This window comes from Rhizobium leguminosarum, assembly GCF_001679785.1.
GTDB classification, from domain to species: Bacteria; Pseudomonadota; Alphaproteobacteria; order Rhizobiales; family Rhizobiaceae; genus Rhizobium; species Rhizobium leguminosarum_R.
The window spans coordinates 878,997-902,024 of the sequence record NZ_CP016287.1 but is presented as its reverse complement, the minus strand read 5'-3'; the positions used below and the strand labels follow the sequence as shown (position 1 = coordinate 902,024).

27 protein-coding genes, 2 pseudogenes and 1 riboswitch are annotated in these 23,028 nt (G+C 59.2%); of the genes and pseudogenes, 25 read left to right on the top strand and 4 right to left on the bottom strand.

Translation table 11 applies throughout. The annotated features are described in order from the left end of the window. The first annotated feature begins 3 nt into the window (after window positions 1–3). From BA011_RS28675 to BA011_RS28650, 6 genes are all read left to right on the top strand, one after another. Window positions 4–957, top strand: a complete 954-nt coding sequence (locus BA011_RS28675; RefSeq protein WP_065283317.1) for an arginase family protein — start codon at window positions 4–6, stop codon at window positions 955–957. After that, complete coding sequence (locus BA011_RS28670; protein ID WP_065283316.1) at window positions 954–1,304, top strand: EamA family transporter; 351 nt, start codon at window positions 954–956, stop codon at window positions 1,302–1,304. The genes BA011_RS28675 and BA011_RS28670 overlap by 4 nt, the downstream gene beginning before the upstream one ends. Beyond that, window positions 1,301–2,176: a fatty acid desaturase family protein gene (locus BA011_RS28665; RefSeq protein WP_065283315.1), complete on the top strand. Its 876-nt coding sequence runs from the start codon at window positions 1,301–1,303 to the stop codon at window positions 2,174–2,176. The genes BA011_RS28670 and BA011_RS28665 overlap by 4 nt, the downstream gene beginning before the upstream one ends. Continuing rightward, window positions 2,166–2,981 (top strand): alpha/beta hydrolase, encoded by an 816-nt coding sequence (locus BA011_RS28660; protein WP_065283314.1) that lies wholly within the window; start codon window positions 2,166–2,168, stop codon window positions 2,979–2,981. The genes BA011_RS28665 and BA011_RS28660 overlap by 11 nt, the downstream gene beginning before the upstream one ends. A gap of 70 nt (window positions 2,982–3,051) precedes the next feature. Further along, the gene (locus BA011_RS28655; RefSeq protein ID WP_420493441.1) at window positions 3,052–4,134 is read left to right on the top strand and encodes a peptidogalycan biosysnthesis protein; all 1,083 of its coding nucleotides are present in this window, start codon (window positions 3,052–3,054) and stop codon (window positions 4,132–4,134) included. Between the two features lie 5 nt (window positions 4,135–4,139). Next, on the top strand, window positions 4,140–4,496 hold the full coding sequence (locus BA011_RS28650; protein ID WP_062945505.1) for a DMT family transporter: 357 nt from the start codon (window positions 4,140–4,142) through the stop codon (window positions 4,494–4,496). A gap of 19 nt (window positions 4,497–4,515) precedes the next feature. Here the strand turns inward: BA011_RS28650 and BA011_RS28645 are convergent, their stop codons facing one another. Next, a complete protein-coding gene (locus BA011_RS28645; protein ID WP_237352713.1) occupies window positions 4,516–5,223 on the bottom strand; it encodes a MipA/OmpV family protein in 708 nt (235 codons plus the stop codon). A gap of 927 nt (window positions 5,224–6,150) precedes the next feature. Between BA011_RS28645 and BA011_RS46595 the strand changes: the two genes are divergently transcribed. The 17 genes and pseudogenes from BA011_RS46595 to BA011_RS28565 form a co-directional block, all read left to right on the top strand. After that, window positions 6,151–6,411 (top strand): PepSY domain-containing protein, encoded by a 261-nt coding sequence (locus BA011_RS46595; protein WP_420493437.1) that lies wholly within the window; start codon window positions 6,151–6,153, stop codon window positions 6,409–6,411. Between the two features lie 112 nt (window positions 6,412–6,523). Next, the gene (locus BA011_RS28640; RefSeq protein ID WP_065283311.1) at window positions 6,524–7,186 is read left to right on the top strand and encodes a response regulator transcription factor; all 663 of its coding nucleotides are present in this window, start codon (window positions 6,524–6,526) and stop codon (window positions 7,184–7,186) included. After that, a complete protein-coding gene (locus BA011_RS28635; RefSeq protein WP_065283310.1) occupies window positions 7,186–8,508 on the top strand; it encodes an ATP-binding protein in 1,323 nt (440 codons plus the stop codon). The genes BA011_RS28640 and BA011_RS28635 overlap by 1 nt, the downstream gene beginning before the upstream one ends. Window positions 8,509–8,609: 101 nt before the next feature. Next, window positions 8,610–8,861 carry a hypothetical protein gene (locus BA011_RS28630; RefSeq protein ID WP_062945500.1) on the top strand — a complete coding sequence of 84 codons (252 nt, stop codon included), beginning with the start codon at window positions 8,610–8,612 and terminating at the stop codon, window positions 8,859–8,861. Window positions 8,862–8,942: 81 nt separating this feature from the next. Beyond that, on the top strand, window positions 8,943–9,731 hold the full coding sequence (locus BA011_RS28625; protein ID WP_065283309.1) for a hypothetical protein: 789 nt from the start codon (window positions 8,943–8,945) through the stop codon (window positions 9,729–9,731). 86 nt (window positions 9,732–9,817) lie between these two features. Beyond that, a complete protein-coding gene (locus BA011_RS28620) occupies window positions 9,818–10,351 on the top strand; it encodes a cytochrome b (RefSeq protein ID WP_065283308.1) in 534 nt (177 codons plus the stop codon). Continuing rightward, the gene (locus tag BA011_RS28615) at window positions 10,348–10,608 is read left to right on the top strand and encodes an ATP-binding cassette domain-containing protein (RefSeq protein ID WP_065283307.1); all 261 of its coding nucleotides are present in this window, start codon (window positions 10,348–10,350) and stop codon (window positions 10,606–10,608) included. The genes BA011_RS28620 and BA011_RS28615 overlap by 4 nt, the downstream gene beginning before the upstream one ends. Next, window positions 10,602–11,051 (top strand): hypothetical protein, encoded by a 450-nt coding sequence (locus BA011_RS28610; protein ID WP_065283306.1) that lies wholly within the window; start codon window positions 10,602–10,604, stop codon window positions 11,049–11,051. Before BA011_RS28615 ends, BA011_RS28610 begins: the two co-directional genes overlap by 7 nt. Window positions 11,052–11,126: 75 nt before the next feature. Then, window positions 11,127–12,110 carry an ABC transporter permease gene (locus tag BA011_RS28605; RefSeq protein WP_151343608.1) on the top strand — a complete coding sequence of 328 codons (984 nt, stop codon included), beginning with the start codon at window positions 11,127–11,129 and terminating at the stop codon, window positions 12,108–12,110. A 2-nt stretch (window positions 12,111–12,112) separates the two neighbouring features. Continuing rightward, entirely contained in the window at window positions 12,113–12,766 is a 654-nt protein-coding gene (locus BA011_RS44495; RefSeq protein ID WP_065283304.1) for a hypothetical protein, read from the top strand. Then, a complete protein-coding gene (locus tag BA011_RS46590) occupies window positions 12,738–13,226 on the top strand; it encodes a 2Fe-2S iron-sulfur cluster-binding protein (RefSeq protein ID WP_065283303.1) in 489 nt (162 codons plus the stop codon). The genes BA011_RS44495 and BA011_RS46590 overlap by 29 nt, the downstream gene beginning before the upstream one ends. A 950-nt stretch (window positions 13,227–14,176) precedes the next feature. Beyond that, a riboswitch (TPP riboswitch) is annotated at window positions 14,177–14,309 on the top strand. Between the two features lie 99 nt (window positions 14,310–14,408). After that, window positions 14,409–16,232, top strand: a complete 1,824-nt coding sequence (gene thiC, locus BA011_RS28590) for a phosphomethylpyrimidine synthase ThiC (RefSeq protein WP_065283302.1) — start codon at window positions 14,409–14,411, stop codon at window positions 16,230–16,232. Then, window positions 16,232–17,221 carry a glycine oxidase ThiO gene (gene thiO / locus BA011_RS28585; protein ID WP_065283301.1) on the top strand — a complete coding sequence of 330 codons (990 nt, stop codon included), beginning with the start codon at window positions 16,232–16,234 and terminating at the stop codon, window positions 17,219–17,221. Before thiC ends, thiO begins: the two co-directional genes overlap by 1 nt. After that, the gene (thiS, locus tag BA011_RS28580) at window positions 17,212–17,409 is read left to right on the top strand and encodes a sulfur carrier protein ThiS (RefSeq protein WP_065283300.1); all 198 of its coding nucleotides are present in this window, start codon (window positions 17,212–17,214) and stop codon (window positions 17,407–17,409) included. Before thiO ends, thiS begins: the two co-directional genes overlap by 10 nt. A gap of 3 nt (window positions 17,410–17,412) precedes the next feature. Further along, complete coding sequence (locus BA011_RS28575; protein ID WP_065283299.1) at window positions 17,413–18,186, top strand: thiazole synthase; 774 nt, start codon at window positions 17,413–17,415, stop codon at window positions 18,184–18,186. A gap of 306 nt (window positions 18,187–18,492) precedes the next feature. Next, window positions 18,493–18,738, top strand: coding sequence for a DUF982 domain-containing protein (locus BA011_RS28570; RefSeq protein WP_065283298.1), 246 nt, complete (start codon window positions 18,493–18,495; stop codon window positions 18,736–18,738). Further along, window positions 18,737–19,237, top strand: a pseudogene (locus tag BA011_RS28565) (glycoside hydrolase family 15 protein); the annotation flags it as partial. The gene BA011_RS28570 and the pseudogene BA011_RS28565, both read left to right, overlap by 2 nt. A gap of 554 nt (window positions 19,238–19,791) precedes the next feature. On the opposite strand, the gene BA011_RS28555 reads toward BA011_RS28565, so the two are convergent. The 3 genes and pseudogenes from BA011_RS28555 to BA011_RS28545 form a co-directional block, all read right to left on the bottom strand. After that, window positions 19,792–20,019, bottom strand: coding sequence for a hypothetical protein (locus BA011_RS28555; protein ID WP_065283295.1), 228 nt, complete (start codon window positions 20,017–20,019; stop codon window positions 19,792–19,794). Between the two features lie 82 nt (window positions 20,020–20,101). Then, window positions 20,102–20,350 (bottom strand): DUF982 domain-containing protein, encoded by a 249-nt coding sequence (locus tag BA011_RS46585; RefSeq protein WP_420493448.1) that lies wholly within the window; start codon window positions 20,348–20,350, stop codon window positions 20,102–20,104. 109 nt (window positions 20,351–20,459) lie between these two features. Continuing rightward, window positions 20,460–20,780: pseudogene (locus BA011_RS28545) on the bottom strand (Ku protein); the annotation flags it as partial. A gap of 188 nt (window positions 20,781–20,968) precedes the next feature. On the opposite strand from BA011_RS28545, the gene BA011_RS28540 reads away from it, so the two are divergent. Continuing rightward, window positions 20,969–21,631: a transcriptional regulator gene (locus tag BA011_RS28540; RefSeq protein WP_065283293.1), complete on the top strand. Its 663-nt coding sequence runs from the start codon at window positions 20,969–20,971 to the stop codon at window positions 21,629–21,631. 130 nt (window positions 21,632–21,761) lie between these two features. After that, on the top strand, window positions 21,762–22,319 hold the full coding sequence (locus tag BA011_RS28535; RefSeq protein ID WP_065283292.1) for a hypothetical protein: 558 nt from the start codon (window positions 21,762–21,764) through the stop codon (window positions 22,317–22,319). Window positions 22,320–23,028: the final 709 nt, after the last annotated feature.

The following is a 23,028-nucleotide window of genomic DNA, read 5'->3' as shown; positions in this document are numbered from 1 at the left end:
TCCTTGCAACTCCTTCTTCTTCATCTCGATGATGCGCTGGAGTTGCAACCCGACTTCGTGCGCTCCTGCATGATGGCAGGGGCGCACGAAGTCAGCGACAAGGAAAGCGGCGGCGCTATCCGGCTCTGGGGCCGGCAGCAGGCGCTGGACGGGGTATGGCGCAACCTGGCAAAGGCTGCACCCCTCGCGCGCGAGGGGTCACGGCTCTGCTTCATGGGCTCCGGTGACTTCCATCATGTGACCGCGCTGCTCTTATCGCTCGCTTTGGAGCGTTGTCGCCAGCCGGTGACCGTCGTTCACATCGACAACCATCCCGACTGGGTGCATTTCGACAACGGCATGCATTGTGGCTCCTGGGTCAACAAGGCGCTGGAGCAGCCGCTCGTCAAGAAGGTGATAACGCTCGGCGTCTGCAGCCACGACCTCAAGTCGCCGGAGCGCAAGGGCGCCAATCTCGTGCCTTTGTCCGACGGCCGACTGGAGCTCTATCCCTATATGCACCCGCCGAGCAAAGTGAAGTCGAGCTATGGGTCAGGCCCAAGCTTCAGCCAGGTCGACGGTGCCCTGCATTGGCAATCGATATCGGAACTCGGTGAGGCTAACTTCGTCGACAAGCTGCTCGGACGCATCCAGACCGAGGCGGTCTATGTCACCATCGACAAAGACGCTCTGTCCGACGCCGATGCCGTCACCAATTGGGACCAAGGCTGCATGCAGCTTCCGTATGTCCTCTGGCTCTTAAGTGAAATCGGCGAACACCATCGCGTCATCGGCGCTGACGTGACCGGAGATTATTCCACGCCGCAATATGGTGGCGATTTCTATACCCGCACGATGAAAAAGGCCGAAGTGCTGATCGACCAACCTTTCAGGCGACGCGATATGATGGCGACCCGCAATATCAACAGTGCGGCAAATCATGCGCTGCTCGAAGTGCTTTCGGAGCTGATGCCATGACGACGGGGCGGACCGGATGGACGCTCGCGGCCATCCTCTTCTGCATTCTTGCGGAGACCGGGCGTGAACTGTGCTTCAAGCACGGCGCGACGAGCGTGCTCGCTGAGACCCTGCAGAAGCCGGTGATCTGGCTCGGCATCACTTTCTGGGGCTTCGAGCTGGTGATGTGGACGCGCGTGCTGGAAGAGGTGGCGCTGTCGGTGGCATTTCCGCTGATGGCGCTGAGTTATGCGGCGATCGCTTTTGCGGGCGCGGCCATCTTCAAGGAAACCATCAATCTTCGCCACGCGCTCGGCATCGTCCTGGTGACGCTCGGCGTGGTCTGTGTCGGAGCGACGGGACTATGAAAATCTTCGCACATACGAAATGGGATACCGTGCCGGTGCTTGCCGCCATCGCGCATCTGGCTTTCAACATCTACCTGATCGCAGGCTTCGAGAGCCGTCCGCTTTGGCAGTCGGCGGTCCTCGGCGCGGTCTATGCCGTGTCGATCTCGTGGAACATCAACAGCATCTCCCACAATTTCATCCATACGCCATACTTTAAACCGAAGTGGATGAACTACGCCTTCAGTCTGCTGGAATCGGTGACCATCGGCTTTTCGCAGGTCTACTATCACTGGGTCCATATGCGCCATCATTCCGGCAACAGCGACCGCCCCAATGAAAACGGCGAGACGGTGGACCTCCTGTCCATCTACAAACACGGAAAAAATGGCGAGCCAGAAAACGTCTTCTCCTACACGTTCTTCAGCTTCTTCCGTGACGATATTGGCGACATCCACCAGGCCATCGCCAGCAAGCGGCCGTTCGAGGCGAAATGGGGGCGCTTCGAGCTAATCGCCTTCGTCGTCTTCGTGTTGCTTGCCCTTTTCTACGACTGGAAGGCTGCCTTCTTCTTCCTCCCTTTCTATTATCTCGGCAACTGCCTCTCCTCCCTCAATGGCTATTACGAGCACCTGAACGGCGACCCCGACGAGCCGATCGCCTGGGGCGTCAGCAGCCATAACCGCTTCTACAACTGGCTTTGGTTCGGCAACGGCTACCACGCCGAACATCACTACCGCCCGAAGACGCATTGGACGAAGCTCAAGAATTTCCACGAGCAGTTCAAGCAGGAGCAGGAAGCGGCCGGCACACATGTCATCAGTACATGCCATGCCCTGGGCTTCATGGCGAAGGAGAACCGGCAGCAGGGAGAGTTTCCGCATGCCAGCTGACGGGCTTTCCTTCTTTCTCGAAGGCACGAACGGCAAGGCCGTCGTCCTCGTTCACGGCCTGACGGGCGCGCCGGCCGAGATGCGGCTGGTGGCCAGGCAATTCCACCGCCGCGGCTTCAGCGTCTACGCGCCGCTTCTCGCCGGCCATGGCGAAAACGAAGCGGTGCTGCGGCGCTCGCGTTGGGAGGACTGGCTTGACAGCGTCGAGGCGGCAGGCGACTGGCTTTCCGAACGCAGCGATATGGTCTTTGCCGCCGGAATTTGCGTAGGCGGCAAGCTGGCGATGATGGCGGCCGACCGGAATCCGTTGTCGATCCGCGCCGTCGCCGTCTATTCGCCCTGCTTCCACTACGATGGGTGGAACGTGCCGCGCTATTATTCGCTGTTCTCACCGCATATCCGCTGGATATCGCTTATTCCTTTCATTGACCGCCTGAGTTTTCGGGAAACACCCTCGCTGGGCATCAAGGACGAGCGCATGCGCCGAATGGTGGCCGGCATGATCGGCGAGGGTATGCTCGAAACCTTCCCGGGACGCGGCCTGATCGAGATGCATGAACTTGGCCGGGCGCTGAAAGCGCGTCTTCCCGAGATGCGCACACCGACCTTGATCCTGCATTCGCGCGAAGACGATCTGAGCGGCCCGGGGCACGCCCAATATATCGCATCGCATATCGGCGGACGCCGCGAGCTTCGCTGGCTCGATGACAGCTATCACATGATCCATGTCGACCGGCAGCACAGGCATGTTGCGGACGTGACGGCAGAATTCTTCGAGGCGGAATATGCAGCAGCAAGCACTTAGGGTGCAGACCCCTCAGGCGGTCGCCTCAAGCGACATCATATCCGGAGCCGCCATCGTCCGGAGCATTCGCATGCTTGGCCGCGAAGCCTGGAATGCCTGCTTCCCCGACGAGATCGAGACCTATGACTATCTGCTTGTGGTCGAGGAGGCCGGCATCGAGGGGTTCGACTGGCGCTACGTGGTCGTGCGCGAATGTGGCGAGATCGTTGCTGCCATGCCGGCATTCCTCTGCCGCTACGCCCTGGAGACGACGCTGGAAGCCGGCCGCATCAGACGGGCGGTCGAAAAGATCCGCAGCACCTTCAATGGCTTCTTGACGCTTCGTCTTGCCTGTCTCGGTTCCCCCTGCACCGAGACGGGTGCCATCGGCTTTCATCCGAAAATTGCGCAAGCCCGGCGGCCGGCACTCCTTGCCCAGCTTCTCGAAGCTTTCGAGGCGCATGCGCAGGCCGAAAGGTGCTCGCTGATGGCGCTGAAGGATCTACCGCAGCCCATCCCGTCGCGAACCGAGCCGGTTCTGTCCTCCAGCGGCTATGCCGAGATCGGCGGCATGCCGACAGCATGGCTGGATATCGATTTCAACACGATTGACGAATATTTCGCAAGTCTTTCACCGGGAACACGCAAGGACATGCGCCGCAAGCTGCGCGGCCGTGAGAAGGTCCGGGTGGAATACCGAGCCGAATTCGGCGATCTCCTGCCGCGTGTTATGCAACTCTATCTGGAGACGCGGCAGCGGAGCGAATGGCAGTTCGAAGAGCTGACACCAGCCTATTTCGACGGCATCCTGAAAAGCATGCCGGGACATTCCTTTTGCACGATGTATTTCGTCGATGACGAATTGCTGGCCGCCAACCTCTTGGTCCATGACGAGAACAGGCTGATCGACAAATTCTTCTGTATGGATGCGGAGGAGGGGAGGCGTTACAATCTCTATTATCTCAGCTGGTTCAACAATCTCGAATACTGCCTGCGCTACGGTATCGGCCGCTATCAGAGCGGTCAGGCCTATTATCGCAACAAGGTTCGGCTCGGCAGCCATCTGACGGCAAATGCGATCTATTTCCGCCATCGCAATCCCGTGCTGCAATTCATCCTTAAGAAGATATCGCCGCTGCTAACCGCCGACGATGGCGGCGAGGTGGAGGCGTGAGCGTGATGCGGCCGATCTGGCTTGCCGTACCGCTTCTGAACACCGTGCAGCAGATATTGCTGAAGCGCAGCGCCGAGGAATCGGGCAATTCCGGCGGGAACTGGCTCGTGCAGATCCTCTCCTCGCACTGGTTCCTGGCAGCGATTGTGGCGGAGATCGCCTGCTTTGCGATCTGGATGAGGGTGCTTTCAGAGCTCGATATCAGCAAGGCGTTCCCGCTTACGGCGATCAGCTATGTCTTTATCATGGCCATCGCCTGGTACGCATTTGGCGAGCCATTGCCGCTGCTTCAGCTTGCCGGGAGCGGCCTCATCCTGATCGGCATCTGGTGCATCGCAACGGCCTCGCAGCGGAACGACTGACGGGCTGCTGCGCGGGGTATCAGAAATTGACGCTGAAGGCCTTGCTGAGGGAAATGCCAATCACATTCTGGTTCTTGGCTCCGAGCTTCGAGGTGATCGGACTATCGGCTGCATCGCCTGTCGGTCGGTCGAAGCGGTCGTAAAGCTGCAGCGTCCAGGTCGGCGTCACATCATAGGCGGCAGAGGCCGTGAAGCCGATCGATTTCAAACCACTTTTTGCGTCGAAGGTGGGCAGGGCACCGTTCTGCGATGCTTCCGTCGAAGAGATGCCGAAATATTTCCGCATATAGGCGCCGTTGCCGAAAGAGGCGCGCGGACCGGCCGAGAAGAGCCATTTCTCGCCGAGCGGCTTAAACCAATCGGCGCCGACATCGACGACCAGACCGCTGCCGTCCGATACCGCCTGGCGGATTTCCGAGCGGAACCGCAGCCGGTTCGGGATCGCCCAGTATTGCGCGAAGACGCCGGCATCGACGCCCCAATGCACCGAATGAATGCCTTTTAGCCCGTCGTCATCGGAGTGCGAACGGCTGTCGCGGAACCCGAGCACCGGACCAGCCTCGAAGCCGCCGACGTCGATAAGGCCATAATCGATATTGTCGTCCGGCGCGCTGTTCTCATCCGGCTCGTCGAAACGCCTGATATCGAAGGAGGGCATAGCGCTGAAACCGTGATGCTTCGAACCCGGAAACTTCGGGCCGTATTCGATGCCTGCACCGAGCGTCATGATCCAAGTGCCGGTTTCCCCCAAATTTGAGGTTGTCCCGACATCGGTGGCCTCGGCTAACGACGCCATGAAAAACAGCCCCGGGATAAAAACAAAAAGCGTTTTTCCTGCGGCCAGAGTTCTCAAGCGTCCGATCCTCAAAGTGATCCTGTGCTCCAACATTGGACGGAGCCGCCACAGCATGTCCGGTCCCGGTTAGTCAGTCAATGTCTCGTCCGGCATCCTTGGTGGCGTTCAGGTGGCAACGCGGCCTGACACTTGATGAATTGTCTCTAAAGTCCGGCTGAGCAAAAGGCATGTTCGTCGAGATTGTGAGGAACCGCCAACCCAGCATCGCGACGCTCCGCAGGGCCGCTATTGCATTGGGCGTTTCAGTGGCGGATTTTATCGGAGTGGCCGCCAATGGTTCCGGTACGCATTGTCCCTCCGGGAGACGCCTCCATCCTTTGGCTCGGCCCAAAGAGTGGTAGTGCTACGCTGCTGGTTGGAACGCATGGACCGGACGAAATCCCGCTTTGGCAGTGGACGCTGTTTCCCGGAAAAATTTTTGAATCGCCCGGCATTCGCCGGGAGCGCTCGAACTCCTGGACGTGGAAGTCGGCGAATTGACCCTGAAATTGGCCGATAGCGAGCACCTCGTTCACGCGGGTTCATCGGTCTTGGCACGTAGAAGAGAAGCATGCCTACATGAACTGCGGGAAAGAGGAACTTCGGTTCGTCATGGCCGTGGCGGAACTGCAGCGGCCACGCGTGAGAACGGGTTTGTAGCGTGCGGATCGAAGCAACTGCCAGTCATGGACAGCCATGGTACAAGGTGCCGAAGTTCAGCTGCTTTAGAGACACCCATCTAGGAGTCCGGGCGCTTGCCCGGACTTTTTCTCACGCCGCGGGTCACAAGTCGGCATTTCGTGAATTTGCGATTACTCTGTGGAGGCTCGAACATGTGGCCGGTTCGGACCACCAAACTGTTATCGCGCTGTGCGCAGTCCTTCAATCGGGCAGATACGCCCGACAACCATTGAAAGGTGTCGTCGCGCGCGCGCTTCGGGATACCCTATCGTCAAGTCTATCTCTATTGAGGGCTCGTGCTACAAGGTGAAGGCATTGACGGCCCGCGGTGATCCAGCTGACTTGTACTTCAATCCCGCTACAGGTGAAGTGGCCGCAGCGTGGATATCCGTAGAGTAAAGGAAGTTTAGGTGACAGCGATCACCCTTAACGATAGGCGTTTCCCGCCCCGCAATCGCAAAACGGCGTCCAGACAAGAAGTTGCGATATGGACATCTGAGGGACGCTCGGTATGCGGATGTTGCTGATAGAAGACGATCTGATGATCGGCAAAAGTCTGGTTCAGGCGCTGAGCGATGCCGGCATGAGCGTCGACTGGGTGAGGGACGGCGAAAGCGGAGAAGAGGCGATCGCCGTCGGCGGTCACGCCATGATCCTGCTTGACCTTGGCCTGCCGAAACTCGATGGCACCAAAGTGCTTGAACGCGCGCGCAATGCTGGGCAAAAGACGCCCATCATCATTATTACAGCCCGAGATAGCCTCGATAGCCGGATCGCCGGCCTTGACATCGGCGCGGATGACTATGTTGTAAAGCCCTTTGAAATCGGCGAATTGCTTGCACGTATCCGCGCCGTGCAGCGACGGCATGCAGGCCAGGCGCAGTCGTCCATTCGTGCCGGTGAGATCACGATCGACCTTGCCAGCCACACTGTCGTTTACCGTGGGATCACGGAAGCGCTTCCGGCGCGCGAGTTCGCGCTGCTTCAGGCTTTGACGGAACGTCCGGGCACGATCCTGTCTAAGGCGCAACTCGAAGAGCGTTTGTATGGTTGGGGGCAAGAGGTTGAGAGCAACGCCATTGACGTGCTGATCCACTATGTCCGCAAGAAGTTTGACAAGGATATCATCCGCAACGTTCGCGGCGCCGGCTGGATGGTGCGGAAAGAAATCTGATGTCGCTCAGCCGTTCCCTCGTTCTCGCCTTCTCGTTGCTTTTGACCCTGATCGGCTTTCTGGCGGCCGGTTTCGCGTACTGGTCGGCACAGGGCGAAACCTGGGACCTGCTTGATCTGCAACAACACCAGATCGCCCGGTTTGTCGGTGACGGCAGTTCGCTCAAGGTCAGCACCACGGCATTGCCGGCGCATGAAGCGGACGAAGATTACATCGTCGAAGTCGTTTATCCGGACGGACGCGCCACACGCAGATCCTCCACAGCGGTTACCATACCCAACCCTTCACCCGAGGGCTTCAGCGAGTTCGATGCCGGCAACACGCATTGGCGGTTGTTTACGCTTGCCGGTGCTGACCACGTTACCAAAGTTGCACAACAGACTGTCGTACGCGATGAACTGACCACAAATGCCGCCCTTGGCGCGGCCGTTCCATTCCTTGTCGCCATCCCTTTTTCCTGGTGGCTGGTGTACTGGCTGGTCGGGCTGGTCATTCGCCGGCTGACGGAGGTGACGCGCTACGTTGAGCGACGGTCGCCAACGGACACAACGCCGATCCGTCTCGATGGTGTTCCCGGTGAAGCGCGTCCCCTTGTCGAAGCGATGAATGGCGCGCTGTCACGTCTTCGTAGCGTAATCGACCAGCAGAGGGCCTTCCTGTCGGATGCCGCTCATGAGTTGCGCACGCCGCTTGCAGCAGTCACCCTGCAAGTCGGAAATCTGAAGGCGCGAGTGACCGATCCGGAAGCCGCCGACCGTATCGTCGATCTGGAGAGCGGTGTGCGCCGCGCCGCGATGCTGACGGATCAGCTCTTGCGCCTTGCCCGCCAAGAAGCAGAACAACGCCCGGCACGCGACGATGGTGTCGCGCTCGATGCGCTGGCGCTCGAAGTCATTGCGGTCCTCTCGCCCATTGCAGACACCAAGGGCGTCGATCTTGGACTTGTCCGCGCGGACGCAGTCACGGTTTCAGGCTACGCCACCGATTTTCGCGTTATGATCGAATGCCTGGTGGACAATGCGGTCAAATATACGATGCCGGGCGGTGAAATCGATGTTGCCGTGTGCGTTGACGGCGAAACGGCACTGCTAACGATCACAGATACCGGACCCGGCATTCCGGAAGAGCTCAAGGACCGAGTTTTCGACCGCTTCTATCGCGTGGCCGATACGGGAGTGGAAGGCAGCGGCCTTGGACTGTCGATCGCCAGAACTGTGGCCGATCGATACGGCGTTCATATAGAGATTTCAAACAGGCGGGATCGATCCGGGCTAATCGCTACACTTTTGTTCCCGAAGGTACGGACCCGCGTACCAGCCTAACCACGTCTATCCTCTAATTCAGTCCTAAGTCTGCGCCCTTAAAGGTTCATCAGGCTTGACGCGCCAGGTCGGTGCGCCGCCTGAACCTGATGGGATATCCAATGGAAAAGATTCTTCTTGCGGCTGCGATCGCAACGATCACCGGTTTCGTGTCGTCGGCCTATGCAGCGCCTGTGCCCTGCGAAGACATGCTGAAGGAATTGCGCACAGCAACGTCCTCCGCAACGTTGAATGCGGCCGACGCCAAGGCAGTTGCCGACCTGGAGGCCAAGGGTGTCGAGCGGTGCAATGCCGACGACGACAAACGCGCAGACGTGTTCTTCGCGGACGCGATGAAACTGCTCGGCAAGTAAAGTTCCGCTGATCTCAAAAAATCGTCCGGCGCGCCCGATGGCGCGCGCCCTCATTGTCAACGAGGCGACAGGAGATGCGCCATGCTGCAGGCAGTAAACGAATCCACGACTATACGTCAAAACCGAGTTCCGGAAGTCACGGTCGATTTCTGGCTGATCAAACTGATGGCCGTCACCATGGGTGAAACCGCCGCCGATTATCTGGCGGTCAATCTAGGCCTCGGTTTGACCGCAACCTCTATCATCATGAGCGCGATTCTGGTTGTGGCGCTCGTCCTTCAGTTTTCGCAAAAGAAGTATGTGCCCTGGGCCTATTGGTTGACCGTCGTGCTCATCAGTGTCGTAGGTACGCTGATCACCGACAATCTGGTCGATAATTTTGCGGTTCCCCTGACCACCACGACGATCGCCTTCAGTGCGGCACTCCTCGCCACGTTCGTCATCTGGTACGCGTCGGAGCGCACGCTGTCGATCCATGCGGTCTTCACCACCCGGCGCGAGGCCTTCTATTGGCTTGCCATCCTGTTCACCTTCGCGCTCGGAACGGCCGCCGGTGATCTCGTCGCTGAGCACTTCGATCTTGGCTATCTCACAACCGGCGTGATCTTCGCAGCCGTGATCGCCGCCATCGCCTTTGCTCATTTCGCTCTGAAAGTCGATGCAATTCTGTCGTTCTGGCTTGCCTACATCCTCACCCGCCCATTGGGCGCGTCATTCGGCGATCTGCTTTCGCAGCCAGTCGAATACGGTGGCTTGGGCTTCGGCACGATCATGACCAGCGCACTGTTCCTGGCAGCCATCGTCGCCATCGTTGTTTACATGACGTTCAACCACCGAAGCTCGGATGAGATCGGTGTGCTGGAAGCCTGATCTCACCCGGTGCGACGTCCGTCCGGCCAGGCGCCGGGCGGACGCGATCATCTCCGAAGCCCAAGCCCCAGCGAGAAAGTATATTTATGAGCTATTCAACCAACACTTCTGAGCCGGGTGCGCGTAGCTATTCCGGTCTGCAAATCGCGCTTCATTGGCTGATTGCCGCGCTTGTCGCATTTCAGCTGACCTTCGGCGAAAGCATGACCGCGAGCGTCGATGCGATGGCCGAAGGCGGGACTGCCTCACCCTTCGACCAGAATATTGCCAACCTGCACTACTGGTTCGGCATAGCGATCCTCGCGCTCGTTGTGTTGCGCCTGTTCGTTCGCCTGACGCATGGCGCGCCTTCGAACCCCGGCGGCATTCCCGGTTGGATGTCGTTCGTTTCGCACATCACCCACTGGATTTTCTACGCGCTACTTGTCGCCGTCCCAGTGACTGGCCTCCTGGGGTTCTACACCGACGGACCCTTCGGCGACATTCATTCCTGGGCCAAACCGGTGTTTATCGGACTGATTGTCCTCCACGCGAGCGCAGCACTGTTTCACCAATTCTGGCTCAAGGACGGCCTTCTCAGAACGATGCTCGTTCCTGCTGCCAAAGGAGAAAAACGATGATCCCGGCCATTACCATCGACAGGCTGTCGAAACGCTATGACGGCTATGAGGCCCTGAAATCCATCTCGCTCGCTGTCGAACAAGGAAGCGTCTTCGGTTTCCTCGGTCATAATGGTGCGGGAAAGACAACGACCCTCAATATCCTGACGACACTCCTGAAGCCATCATCAGGTCAGGCTTTCGTGTCCGGCATCGATGTCGTCGCCAACCCGATCGGTGCTCGTCGCCATATCGGCTTGCATTGGTGGTTATGCTGACATGGTTGCTGCTCTGTGCGGCGCTCACCAACGCAATGACACTGCTGCTGTTACCGGCGCTTCCTCCCACGACCGAGGATTGGATCGCCTTTCTGTCCTTCTACGCGTTGTCGGGCCTGTTCCTGATAGTGTTCGGCTGGGTTGCCATGTCGTGTGCCAGCCTGTTTCGCTCCGAGACCATGGGGCTGCTCGTTCCAGTGACCATTTGGCTGACACTTACCTTCGTTCTTCCGCAAATCACCTCCAACATCAACCCGATGGCGGCGTTGAACCCGGTTAAGGCGATGGTGCCACCGCCGGGGGGCTGGTTTTTCGCCCTGACAGGGCCTGCATTCGCCCCGGTTTCGTTGACCTCGACCTATCGCGACCTTGCTGCATCCATTCTTGGTTTCGCGCCGGCCGATAGTGCAGCGCTTGGACTGCCGCAGGTCTGTCGAGCCTGATCGTTGCCAATTTTTTACTGGCTGCCGCCGCCTGCTTCGGTGTGTTGCACCTTGATCCCACGCGGAGCCAGACCGATGAGTGATACCGCGTTTCAACTAACCACCATCGCCTTAAAGGAAATCCGTGACGCTGCGCGGGGTAGACTGTTTGCCGTCGTCAGCCTCCTCCTCATAGTCTGCGGCGCAACTGCTCTGATCGTTGGCGCGGTGGCTATGAATGCGGAGGTTGCCGATTATGCCGCCTCGCGCGATTTGCTGCTCTCGCTTGGAAAATCTGCGGACGCGCTTGCGCCACCGTCGTTTAAGCCGTTGGCGCTATTGGGCGGCTTCATCGAATATCTGGAGATCATCGGTGCCATCCTCGGCATCGTCCTGGGGCATCGCGCCGCGGCTTCCGAGCGTGGTCGCAATACGATCGGTCTCCTCCTGACCCGTCCGCTGTCGTTCCGGCTTCTGCTCGCCGGAAAAATGCTCGGAAACCTTGCAGCACTGGTCATGATCCTGGCCATCGTGTTCATCATCGGTGCGGCCGGAATAACCCTGATCGGCGGGGTCGGGCTGACTGCTGCCGACACGGCCAGAATTCTGGTCACCTTTGCCGCCGCCGCCCTGTACGTCGGATCGTTCTTCCTGCTCGGCTTGATTCTGGCGCTCCACATGCGCCGGCCGGCGCACGCCATCATGGCCGCCTTCGCCATCTGGCTTCCCCTAGTTCTGATCGCGCCGCAGATCGGCGATACGCTCGATCCCGACAACCAGGTTGGCGCCGGCGTGTTTCGTACACTCGGCATCGCCAAGCCGCGGGAAAAACAGATCATGACGTCCTTTGCGACCTATGAAACGGTCCGTGACGGCATTGAACAGCTGTCTCCCGCCAAACATCTTGAACGCTGGAGCTTCGCAGCTCTTGGCATCAAGGAAATCTACTACGGTCAACCACTCGTCACCGTCATGCGGGATCGCTGGAGCGACGCCGCTTGGCTGATCGGCCTATTCACAGCCCTTCTCGCCGCCCTGTTTATGCTTCCGCCCAACTTCGCAAACCTCAAAAAGGACTGACCATGACCCACGTCAAACAGACGAATTTTCTCGTATCGAGCTTCTTTCTCCTGGGTCTGACAGCCTCCGCTGCACCTGCGGTCTCGGCCCCTCTCGATACCGACAATGACGGCATCCCCGATATCGCCGAGACACTGCTGGCGACCGATCCCCTGATCGCGGATACGGACGGCGACGGCCAGAACGACAAGGCCGACGCCAGACCGACGGAGCTCGATAACCCGATTGTCCAGACCGGGACGCCGGCGACGATCCGCGTTCTCTCCGTCAAGGTTGAGGACAACTTCGATCCGGTCACGAAGAAGGACGTTTCCGATCATCTGGAAATTGCCATCTCGAACGTCGGCACGGCCGATCTCAAGGGATTGAAAATGTATCTGACGCTGACCGACGATACGAACGCCAAGACCGAAAGCATCTATCGCGACCTGTCAGGTTTCACGATGGCTGCGGGAAAAACCACCGGGCTGCATTTCGATCTCAAAGGTGTCGCCGACTGGGCGGCCGCGCAGACGCATTACCGCGCTAATGAAAACTCCATGCTGTACACGACGCCTTCACCGAAGACACTCCAGTTGCAGATCGCGGCCAACGGCGAAGCGCCCGTCTCGATCACGGTCAAGAAGGATGCAGGCGGAGCCGAACTCGCGGATTGATGAACGACCTGGTTTGTTCCCTCTCTTGACGTTCAAGCGCTGGCGGCCGGACCGGCCTCGTCGGTTCGGCCAGATTCGTTGGCTGGCAAAGATGTTCGCACGCCATGCCCATTGGATAATCGAACTCGGGCCAGTGCCCAAAATCGTGAAAGTCGGTTTCTTGGACTGTGATTTGTCCATCGCTACTGATAGTAGCAGAACGCTTCTTGAAATAATCTGCGGAGCTGGACTTTCTATAGGATCGAGCTGCCAAGCGGGACCGTGCAGGGCCTGTAAATGCAGAGTTGTTGAGGGCCAATGGCGAATCCTTCCCAACAACGCAGATGAAGCGATGGCGGTATTAACGGACGAGGAAAAAAGCTCTGGAGTTGTCCTTGTTGCTTTCATCTTCGACCGGCCTATTCTCACGCCGCCAGCCCGGTATGCGGCGCTCGACCAATCGCAGAAATCGGTGTTGTGAGCCCCCGCGACAAACTGCGCCGAATGACGCTCCACTACGATCACCGAGATCGACGCGCGTCAAACTACTGGCTAGCAAAGCGTCATCGCGATATCGTTTACACTGGTATGACGCCTCGACTAGACGGTGCGCTAGCGCGAACAGGCACCGTCAGATGCGATGACGACCTTAAATGATTAGGGGGCCGTCGAACTTGCGGCTTCGAATACCCTCAGAGCAGCCGGTAGTTTGTTGACGCCAGGAGAGCGAATATCAGAAGTAATCACAATGACGGTGTTCGTCGCAGCGTCCCAAGATTTTCGGGATCACTCTCGAGTGGCTGACTTCGCATCGGACCTCATCATGCTGAAACTTGGGGGAGAGGCTGTGGGAGCGAGGGCAGCAGTGGGTGTTAGCTGTTACCTAGTGGGTCAATAGTTGAAATTCAGTTGACTGCCGTAGTGCGGCAAAGCTGAACCGACCGATTTGTTTACTGCAGTTCCATAAATAAGGGTTACGCAGCACCGACGACATTATGGGTGCGGTTCGCATGAGCGGCCGCATTCTCAGTTCCTGCAATGGCATCGAGAGAACTGCTTCAAGCACTGAAAGCGACGACTGCGGCAAGTTGATCGGATTCATCCTTATCGGTCCAGCCGGTTGATGTCCTGGCGGAGCATGGCTGCGAATTTCTTCAGCCCATTTTGGTGAAGCGCGTTTATGAACCAACCGTCGGCGTTGTCTTGCGCAGATTAAGCCGCGCAAGTCTGGCACTCGAAAGAAGCGCCTCGGGAAACGCAATATGAAGGTCAGCCAGGAAATCATCTGGCTTCTTGCTCGTTATGCCGTAAGGACGCGCGTCTCGTCTCGGGAAATCCTTGGAGTGGCGACAAACAAGTTGCAAACGGTCGGGATATGGGTCCCGGTACCCTAAGGACTTGACGGAGCGCCATTGCTCACAATAGCTTAGCCCTATTCACCAGGGGGGTCCCGCCAAGGGGCTGAGATACTGCTGGTCGGATCGGCTTCGGCCGGCCGAGGCGCAGTGACCCGTTGAACCTGATCCAGTTCATACTGGCGTAGGGACGGTGCGAGCGCTGCGGCGGCGAGGGCGGGACTCCGTTCTTCGGATTCCGACGTGTTCTTCCATCATTCCAACTCTGGAACTGGGTCTCCAAACGTCAAACCTTGGAGCCTCGAACCATGAATATCGCAACCACCAAGCTCACCCCGGTCGTCACTACCGGCCCGCTTCCCGCCTCCACGAAAGTCCTGAAAGCTGGAACGATCCACCCGGACATCCGCGTGCCGATCCGTCAGATCGCATTGCATCCGACCTCCGGCGAACCGCCGGTCACCGTCTACGATTCCTCCGGTCCCTATACGGTAGAAGGCGCCGCGATCAGTATCGATGCCGGCCTGCCGCGCCTGCGCGAAAGCTGGATTGTCGCCCGCAGCGATGTCGAGGCCTATGAGGGCCGCATCGTCAGGCCGGAGGACAACGGCTTCGTGTCCGGCAGCCACCTGACGCCGGAATTCCCGATCCGCAACCAACCTTTCAAGGCAAAGGCGGGCAGGGCCGTCACCCAGCTCGCCTATGCGCGGGCCGGCATCATCACGCCGGAGATGGAATTCGTCGCCATCCGCGAGAACCTCGGCCGGCAGGCGGCCAGGGAACCGCTCGTTCGCGACGGCGAAAGTTTTGGCGCCCAAGTGCCGGATTTCGTGACGCCGGATTTCGTTCGCCGCGAAGTCGCGGAAGGTCGGGCAATCATTCCCGCCAACATCAACCACCCCGAATCCGAACCGATGATCATCGGCCGGAATTTCCTGGTGAAGATCAATGCCAATATCGGCAATTCGGCCGTCACTTCGTCGATGGCGGAGGAGGTCGAGAAGATGGTCTGGGCGATCCGCTGGGGCGCCGATACGGTCATGGACCTGTCGACCGGCCGCAACATTCACAATATCCGCGACTGGATCATCCGCAATTCGCCCGTGCCGATCGGCACCGTGCCGCTCTACCAGGCGCTCGAAAAGGTGAACGGCATTGCCGAGGACCTGACCTGGGAGGTCTATCGCGACACGCTGATCGAGCAGGCCGAGCAGGGTGTCGACTACTTCACCATCCATGCCGGCGTGCGGCTCGCCTATATCCCGCTCACCGTCAACCGCGTCACCGGCATCGTTTCCCGCGGCGGCTCGATCATGGCCAAGTGGTGTCTGCACCACCACAAGGAGAGTTTTCTCTACGAGCACTTTGAGGAAATTTGCGACATCGCCCAGGCCTATGACGTGTCGTTCTCGCTCGGCGACGGTCTTCGCCCCGGTTCGATCGCCGACGCCAACGATGCGGCTCAGTTCGCGGAACTGGAGACCCTCGGGGAGCTGACGAAGATCGCCTGGGCGAAGGATTGCCAGGTGATGATCGAGGGTCCCGGCCACGTGCCCATGCACAAGATCAAGGCCAACATGGACAAGCAGGTCGCGGTCTGCGGCGAGGCTCCGTTCTATACGCTCGGGCCGCTGACCACCGATATCGCGCCGGGCTACGACCACATAACGTCGGGCATCGGGGCTGCGATGATCGGCTGGTTCGGCACCGCCATGCTCTGCTACGTGACGCCTAAGGAACATCTCGGCCTGCCGGATCGCAACGACGTCAAGGTGGGCGTCATCACCTACAAGATCGCCGCACATGCGGCCGATCTCGCCAAAGGCCATCCGGCGGCCCAGGTGCGTGACGACGCGCTGTCGCGCGCTCGTTTCGAGTTCCGCTGGGAGGACCAGTTCAACCTCTCGCTCGATCCGGAAACGGCGCGTTCGATGCATGACGAGACACTGCCCAAGGAGGCGCACAAGGTGGCGCATTTCTGCTCCATGTGCGGCCCGAAATTCTGCTCGATGCGGATTTCTCACGATATCCGCGCCGAAGCGCAGAAAGAGGGTCTGCAAGCCATGGCCGCCAAATATCGCGATGGCGGCGATCTTTACATGCCGGTCGAAAACGCTCCGAGTAATACATAGTGTCTACGTTTCTCGTCAAAGGGGCTGGCGTTGCCGGCCTCGCCGCGGCCTATGAACTCGCCAAGCGGGGCTTTTCGGTTGAGGTGATCGAGGAGGCTGGCGGGGTGGGGCTTGGCGCCTCGCATTTTGCTGGAGGAATGCTCGCACCCTATTGCGAACGGGAGGCTGCCGAAGAGGTTGTCCTGACACTGGGGCTGGGCGCGGCCGGATGGTGGGAGGAGGCCGTGCCCGGCGAGGTTCGTCGCCGCGGTACTCTGGTAGTGGCGCAGCCACGCGACCTTCCGGATCTCGCCCGGTTTGCCGCGCGCACGACCGGTCATGTCTGGATTGATCGCAAGGGCGTAACCGACTTAGAACCTGCCCTTGCCGGCCGCTTCGAAAAGGCTCTTTTCTTCGAGCAGGAGGCGCATCTCGATCCACGCCGCGCACTGGCCGGGCTAGCCGACAGACTCCGCGAATACGGCGTAGTCTTCCATTTCGGGGGACGCCAGCCGCAGGAGCGGCGATTTGCCGGCGTGCTCGACTGCACCGGGCCAGCGGCGATACCGCGGCTTTCCGGCCTGCGCGGCGTGCGAGGCGAAATGCTCTACCTGGAAACTGCGGATGTTACGCTTTCCAGGCCGATCAGGATGCTGCACCCACGCCATCCGATCTACATCGTGCCCCGCGACGATCACCGTTTCATGGTCGGGGCGACGATGATCGAGGCTGAAGATGACGGACCGATTGCCGCGCGTTCGTTAATGGAATTCCTGAACGCGGCCTATACGCTGCATCCGGCGTTTGGCGAGGCACGCGTCGTCGAGACCGGGACCGGCATACGTCCGGCGTTTGCCAACAACATTCCGCAAGTAATCGAAACCGAGGAGGGGCTCGCGATCGCCGGCATGCATCGGCATGGCTTCCTGTTGGCACCCGCCATGGCTGTGCGGGCAGCCGATATTCTCCTCGCGCGACATTCTTCTGAAAGGCTAACCCCATGGAACTGATCATCAATGGCGAAACCCAGGTCTGCGAGGCCGCAACCCTGGCCGAACTTCTTCATGTTCTGGAATACGAGGGCGACTGGTTGGCAACCGCCGTCAACGGAGATCTCGTCCATCGCGAGGACCGAGCTGGCCACCGGCTCGACGACGGTGACCGTATCGAAATCCTGTCCCCGATGCAGGGAGGTTGATCCATGCTTTCTCTTTATGATGCTGAGTTGTCTTCGCGGCTTCTGCTCGGTACCGCGCGTTATCCGTCACCGGCCGTCCTTGCCGAGGCGGTAAACCGGTCCGGTGCCGAGATCGTCACGGTCTCGCTTCGCCGCGAAACGGCCGGCGGAAAGATGGGTGGAGCCTTCTTCGAACTCATCCGCCAGCTCGCGGTGCACGTCCTGCCCAACACCGCGGGATGTCACAGCGCATCGGAGGCGATTCTGACCGCCAAGATGGCACGCGAAGTATTTGGTACCGACTGGATCAAGCTCGAGGTGATCGGTCATCACGACAGTCTCCAGCCGGATGTGTTCGAACTGGTCGAAGCCGCACGCATTCTTTGCGCGGAAGGGTTTTGCGTATTTCCCTATACGACGGACGATCTGGTGGTCGGTGAAAAGCTGGTCTCCGTCGGATGCCAGGTCTTGATGCCCTGGTGCTCGCCGATCGGTTCTGCGGCAGGTCCGCGCAACCCGTCCGCGCTCGCCGCCATGCGGAGCGCCTTTCCGGACATCCCGCTGATCGTGGATGCGGGGATCGGGAGACCGTCGCATGCGGCAACGGTGATGGAATTCGGCTACGACGCGGTGCTGCTCAATACGGCGGTCGCCGTTGCAGGCGATCCGCCTGCCATGGCCGAGGCGTTCGGCAAAGCGATCGAGGCCGGACGGCTCGCTTATCTTTCCGGCATGCTGGAGCCGCGCGACATGGCAGTACCGTCCACCCCGGTTGTCGGAAAGGGCGTTTTCGCATGAGCGGTGAAGGCGCAGCGCGTTTGGTAGGTGTCTCCAAAACCTGTTTGACCATCGCCTCTGCGCAGTCCCAAGAGAATGCTATTCCCGCGTGCTTTTCGCGAAGCGCGCGCCGTTACGACTTCACTAAATGGCTGATCGGTATATCCGCTATCGAGGGGATGCGCGCTTCCTCTTGATAATCCCGCTCGATCATGACCCGCATGTATAGGTGGCGATCAACTGCACCTATCAGACCAAGGTCCTAGCGTTGGAACGCCGTTCGCAGTGGGGCATTTGTACTATCAGATTCATTGGCAGGAGGACTCGATGCCGACAGAAATCTGGCAAACACCTATCGAGATCGCCGTCGCGGGCGGCGATCACTTCAAAAGCATCCAAAACAGCCGCGAGGCCCTTGAGACCCTCATGACCTGCTGGCCCGAAAAAGGCGGGAGGTCGTTCGCCATTGCAAAACGCGCCTGCATGAAGTCGCTCAGCGGAGAAGCGGATCATGCGGCGGCAGCGCGTGCCTTTCAGGAAGCGGCGATCGAAGCTGGTATCCTCCGCCCTTAGAAATCGCGTAACAATTGCGCTCACGAGTTGGCTAAGCAATTTCTGGAACGAGGAGAAGGGGCACTTTGTGCAGACAAAGGGAGGCGACACGCTTGACGCCTCGCTGCTGCTCATGCCGCTGGTGAGGTTTGTCAGTGCCACGGACCCGAGGTGGCTGTCGACCTTGACGGCGATCGGCGACCAACTAGCGGACGACGGTGTCGTGCACCGATATCGAAGTAATGACGGCCTTGACGGGGAGGAGGGCGCCTTCTCAGCCTGCTCATTCTGGTATGCAGAGTGTCTCGCACGAGCGGGGGACACCAAGAAGGCTCGCAGGGTCTTCGAGTCGGTTCTGAATTATGCCAACCATCTCGGACTATATGCCGAGGAGTTTGATACCAAGGCGCAGCTCGCTGGCAATTTCCCGCAAGCCTTTACTCATCTCGCTCTGATCAGCGCAGCGTTCTACCTAGATCGCGAGCTCGACGATCGCAACAGCCAGGAATGGCGGCCGTAGAGCCGACGAACACCGCTCCGTATCCGAGTGGGGGCGCCTTCCGATGGTACCAAGCGTTCTTAACTTCCTCGGACGACAGTAGGATCGCTCCGCCAGCGCCACCGAATGTATTTCAGCTTAAGTTTTATGCGCTGGTCGGCAGTTTGGCTGCCTCGGAACTTTCAATGTCCCCAGTCGGTTCGTACCGTTGAAGTGGAGGAACTGGCCATGTCCAAAAAGAATAATGCCCCATCAAAAAGGGGCAATCCTAAAGAGCAGCCTGTCAATCGCCCCGACCATAAGGAACCGCAGGAGCCTGACGATCGCAAACACCCGGCCCGAGATACAAGGGAGGCGCCGGTGCCCAACCCTAACGGCGAGCCTGTCGAGAAACTTTAGCGACTGCCAGACCGTCGTGAAGCCGGCTTTAGGATCGGGTTCGCTATTGCCGGGAACAAGCAAGATCCGACCGTCTCGCACGATGAGATCATCGATATCGCACCAACATTGGGACCGCCGGGCACGAGGCACTGCGGGTGCCGCCAAGCGGAACAGCTTTCCGGGCTGATTAACGTTCACTCGGCGGCTTGCCGGAGAGGGTATTCTTCTGGGAGCTCCGCCGGAGCGATGATCTCGAAGTCCGCGGGCATGGCGTGCTGATCGGTTCCCAGGAGCTCCAGCGTCCAATAGTCCGAATCCTCCCCGAAGACCGTGGAGACCCGAACGATCGTTGGTCGTCCGTCGAAATACTTCGAGGACTTCGCCCAGTAAAATGCATGCGGAACCAAACTCGCTGCAACCATGACGCCTACTCCCGTGACCTGTGGACGATAGCAGAAATCCTGGAAGTGAGAATGCCTCAGCTTGTCCAGGTCGTCATCGGGATCACCCGTCGACGTACCCGGCTTCCAAGTCGCGTCTTCGCACGACAACCTCTCGGCGCGAAGACGCGGCACGGCTCCGAAGCCGCTGTTCGTCGTCGGGCAGAACCTTCAAATGGGCGGCTCGAGCTGCAGACACGAAAGCTTGTCTCGCTCTAGTGGGCTGCAGTTCGCCTTGAAGCGACCACAGACATGAGGCAAGCGCGTGCTTCCATGTCGGATCATTTAGCTGCCTGGGCCATCTCTCCGACATCAGGATGCCCATCAGGCCCGGTATCGTGGATGCCGTTGCGAAATGCTCTCGATCCGGCAAAGACACGGCAATTTCCATGATCGGTATCGTGCTCACGTCGTGCATGGGGTCACCGGGCCTTGCTCGATTTCAGCTCTGCGGCCACGGACTTTTTCAACGCGTCCATGATGTTCACGACGTTCGAGGCCGGAGCGGCGTCCGGCTTGCCCTTCGCGGCCTTCTTGGCGGGCTTGAGAGCCTTCTTCTTTTCCGCAATGATCTTCAGCAGACTTTCTTGGATGGGGTCGCTTACCATGTCCGGGGACCACCGGGAGGTCTTCTGCTTGATCAACTGCTGGACTAGCGGGATCAGCTTGGGGTCAGCCTCTTCATCGATTCCTTCGAAGTAGGATTCCTCAGGGCGCACTTCGTCGCCGAACCGCAGCGTCCAGGAATGACCATCCAGAGCGGTAACGTTCGCTCCATATGAGCCCACTGGAGCCTTTTGTCGTCTCAGCTCCCGTGGCTGTGGTATCGCCAGGTGTGGACCGCCGGCGCAATAGTCGTTATTTGCACGCCATGTTGCGATGGTTAAAACGTCGCTGAAACGTCACCGCAGATACCCAAGGCTTTTTTAAAGTGAAAAAAGTGCAGCGCAGCTTCGCCGTCGAGTACAAATCAGGTCGGCGAAAACTCAACTCTAAACCGAGCTCGATCTGGGCAGACACGGATCTCAAGTCCGTTGCGCAAGATATGGAAGACGAGGCAATGCCATTTATGTCATTAGCTCCTCAGGCAAGAAGCAGCGAGATGCTTGTATCCGGAGAAGAACGGGCCGCGCCGTTGTTGACACTGCCGATTGAGCAGGAGACAAATGCATCGGCTTTACAGGAGACCATAATGGCCGACGAAAAAGATACGACAACCAATGCTGACACGCCGGCCGCCGCGGCGCCCGATGTACCGAAGAAGGTGCGCAAACCTCGCGCCAAGAAGGTGGTGCCTGAAGCCGCCTCAGCCGCCGTTTCTTTGCAACCGGCAGCGGCTTCGGGTGCCAAAGCTGGAAAGCAGACGAGAGGACGCAAAGCAAAGCCTGACGAAGGGACGACGAGTGCCAAGCGTGTACCTGTCAAACGTGCTCCGAAGGCTGTGTCGATAGCGGCTGCACCGTCGGTGGCGGCAGTTGATGAGATCGTGGATCTTCTGCAGCTCGAAGAGGAAAACCAGAGACTGCGCAAGCTGCTGGCGGAGAAGCTCCGCGCTGAAAATGCCGATCTGCGAAAGCGACTCAACCTCGGTTGATCGGCAGCAGACGGCCAAGCGCTGGCCGCATTCTCATGCTTATTGAAGTGAAGATTTTGGCGACGGTTCGTTCTGCCGCCAACGTTTTTGCTCGCAGTTTGCATACGCAGTAGAATTCGAGGTCGAATAAATGGCGTCTCCATGGAAACTTCTTGCTCGGCTAGTGTCGCCGCGACGGCAGCCGCGGCAAGAACACGGCTCGACCGATGATGTGAAGCCGGACGTATCAGCCATCGCCGAGCCGACTGAAACGGCCGACAACCGGTCGAAAGCCGCAGACCGTGCGGCCAACGAAAAGCCGGTCACTCACGAACAACACGAGGCGGGGTCGGTAGACCCCCATCATGCCGAAGAAGCGGTAAGCAGTGTTGATGACACGACAGATGTCGAAAGCGCCACGCCTGAGAAAGCGGTTGATCCGGCCTTATCCAATGAGGCCGACGTAGCCGGGCACCCCTCGCCAAAGGCATTGCCAGTAGGCGAGGGTCCAACGCGAAAGCGCAGCAGGCGGAGCAAGAAAGCGAAAACGATTGCTGTCGTTCTGCCACCTTCTCCAGGCGCTACCGCCGTTTCTGACGACGCAGTCAGCCTGGATGGAGAAATCAGGCTGCTTCGGGATCAGCTGGCGACGAAGCTTAGGCTGCAAAACACACAACTGAAGAGGATGCTGGATCGGTTCGAGCGCTGAAATTGTCATTTCCTATCGTACCCAATCGCGGCCATTTTGCCTTGGCTCGGAACGGGTATGAGCCGCGTTGCTCGCGAACTGGATAAGGTCTGGTTGGCCTCCTGCCCGAATGTGAGAGAGCGAGCAGCGGGGCTTTCATAGGGCTGTGCTCAATTCCGATTCCGCCTGCCTTTACTGAAGTGACTTGGCGGCCCCGGTCTCCACCAACAGCCCGGCTGATCGGTTGGCAGTGACGTGAAGTCATCGCCGGCGAGTTTGCCCGACCACAATCCCACGAACATTCCGCCACGTGGCGACAATTGCAAAGCCCACCTCGCGCTCTTCGAGGGACATCGCTGAGAGAGTTTGAAGCGACATACCTCCGGCTGCTTGCCTCGCCGAACAAGAGCGCGATCGATCGTTGCCAGCCGGCTGTTGAGCCCATTCTCGCGCCATGCCTCGATGTTCATCGCTCAGGATGACGATCTTGATTGGCGCGTGATGTTGTATCGCACTCGGTTCATTTGCGATGTGGGCGACGGAACACCGGCTCGGGGTTTTGCCACGTCTGCCTCCGTCTAAACCTTCCACTTGAATTGCGGCCGTCGCGTCCTGCCCCCGGCTTTTGGTCCTGCCAGGCTCGCGCCGCCCGCAACGGCTTTGCCGTCCTCCACTGCGTTGCGGCCCTGCGGGTGCAGGCAGCGCTTGCAGCCCGGCTTTCGGACCGCCG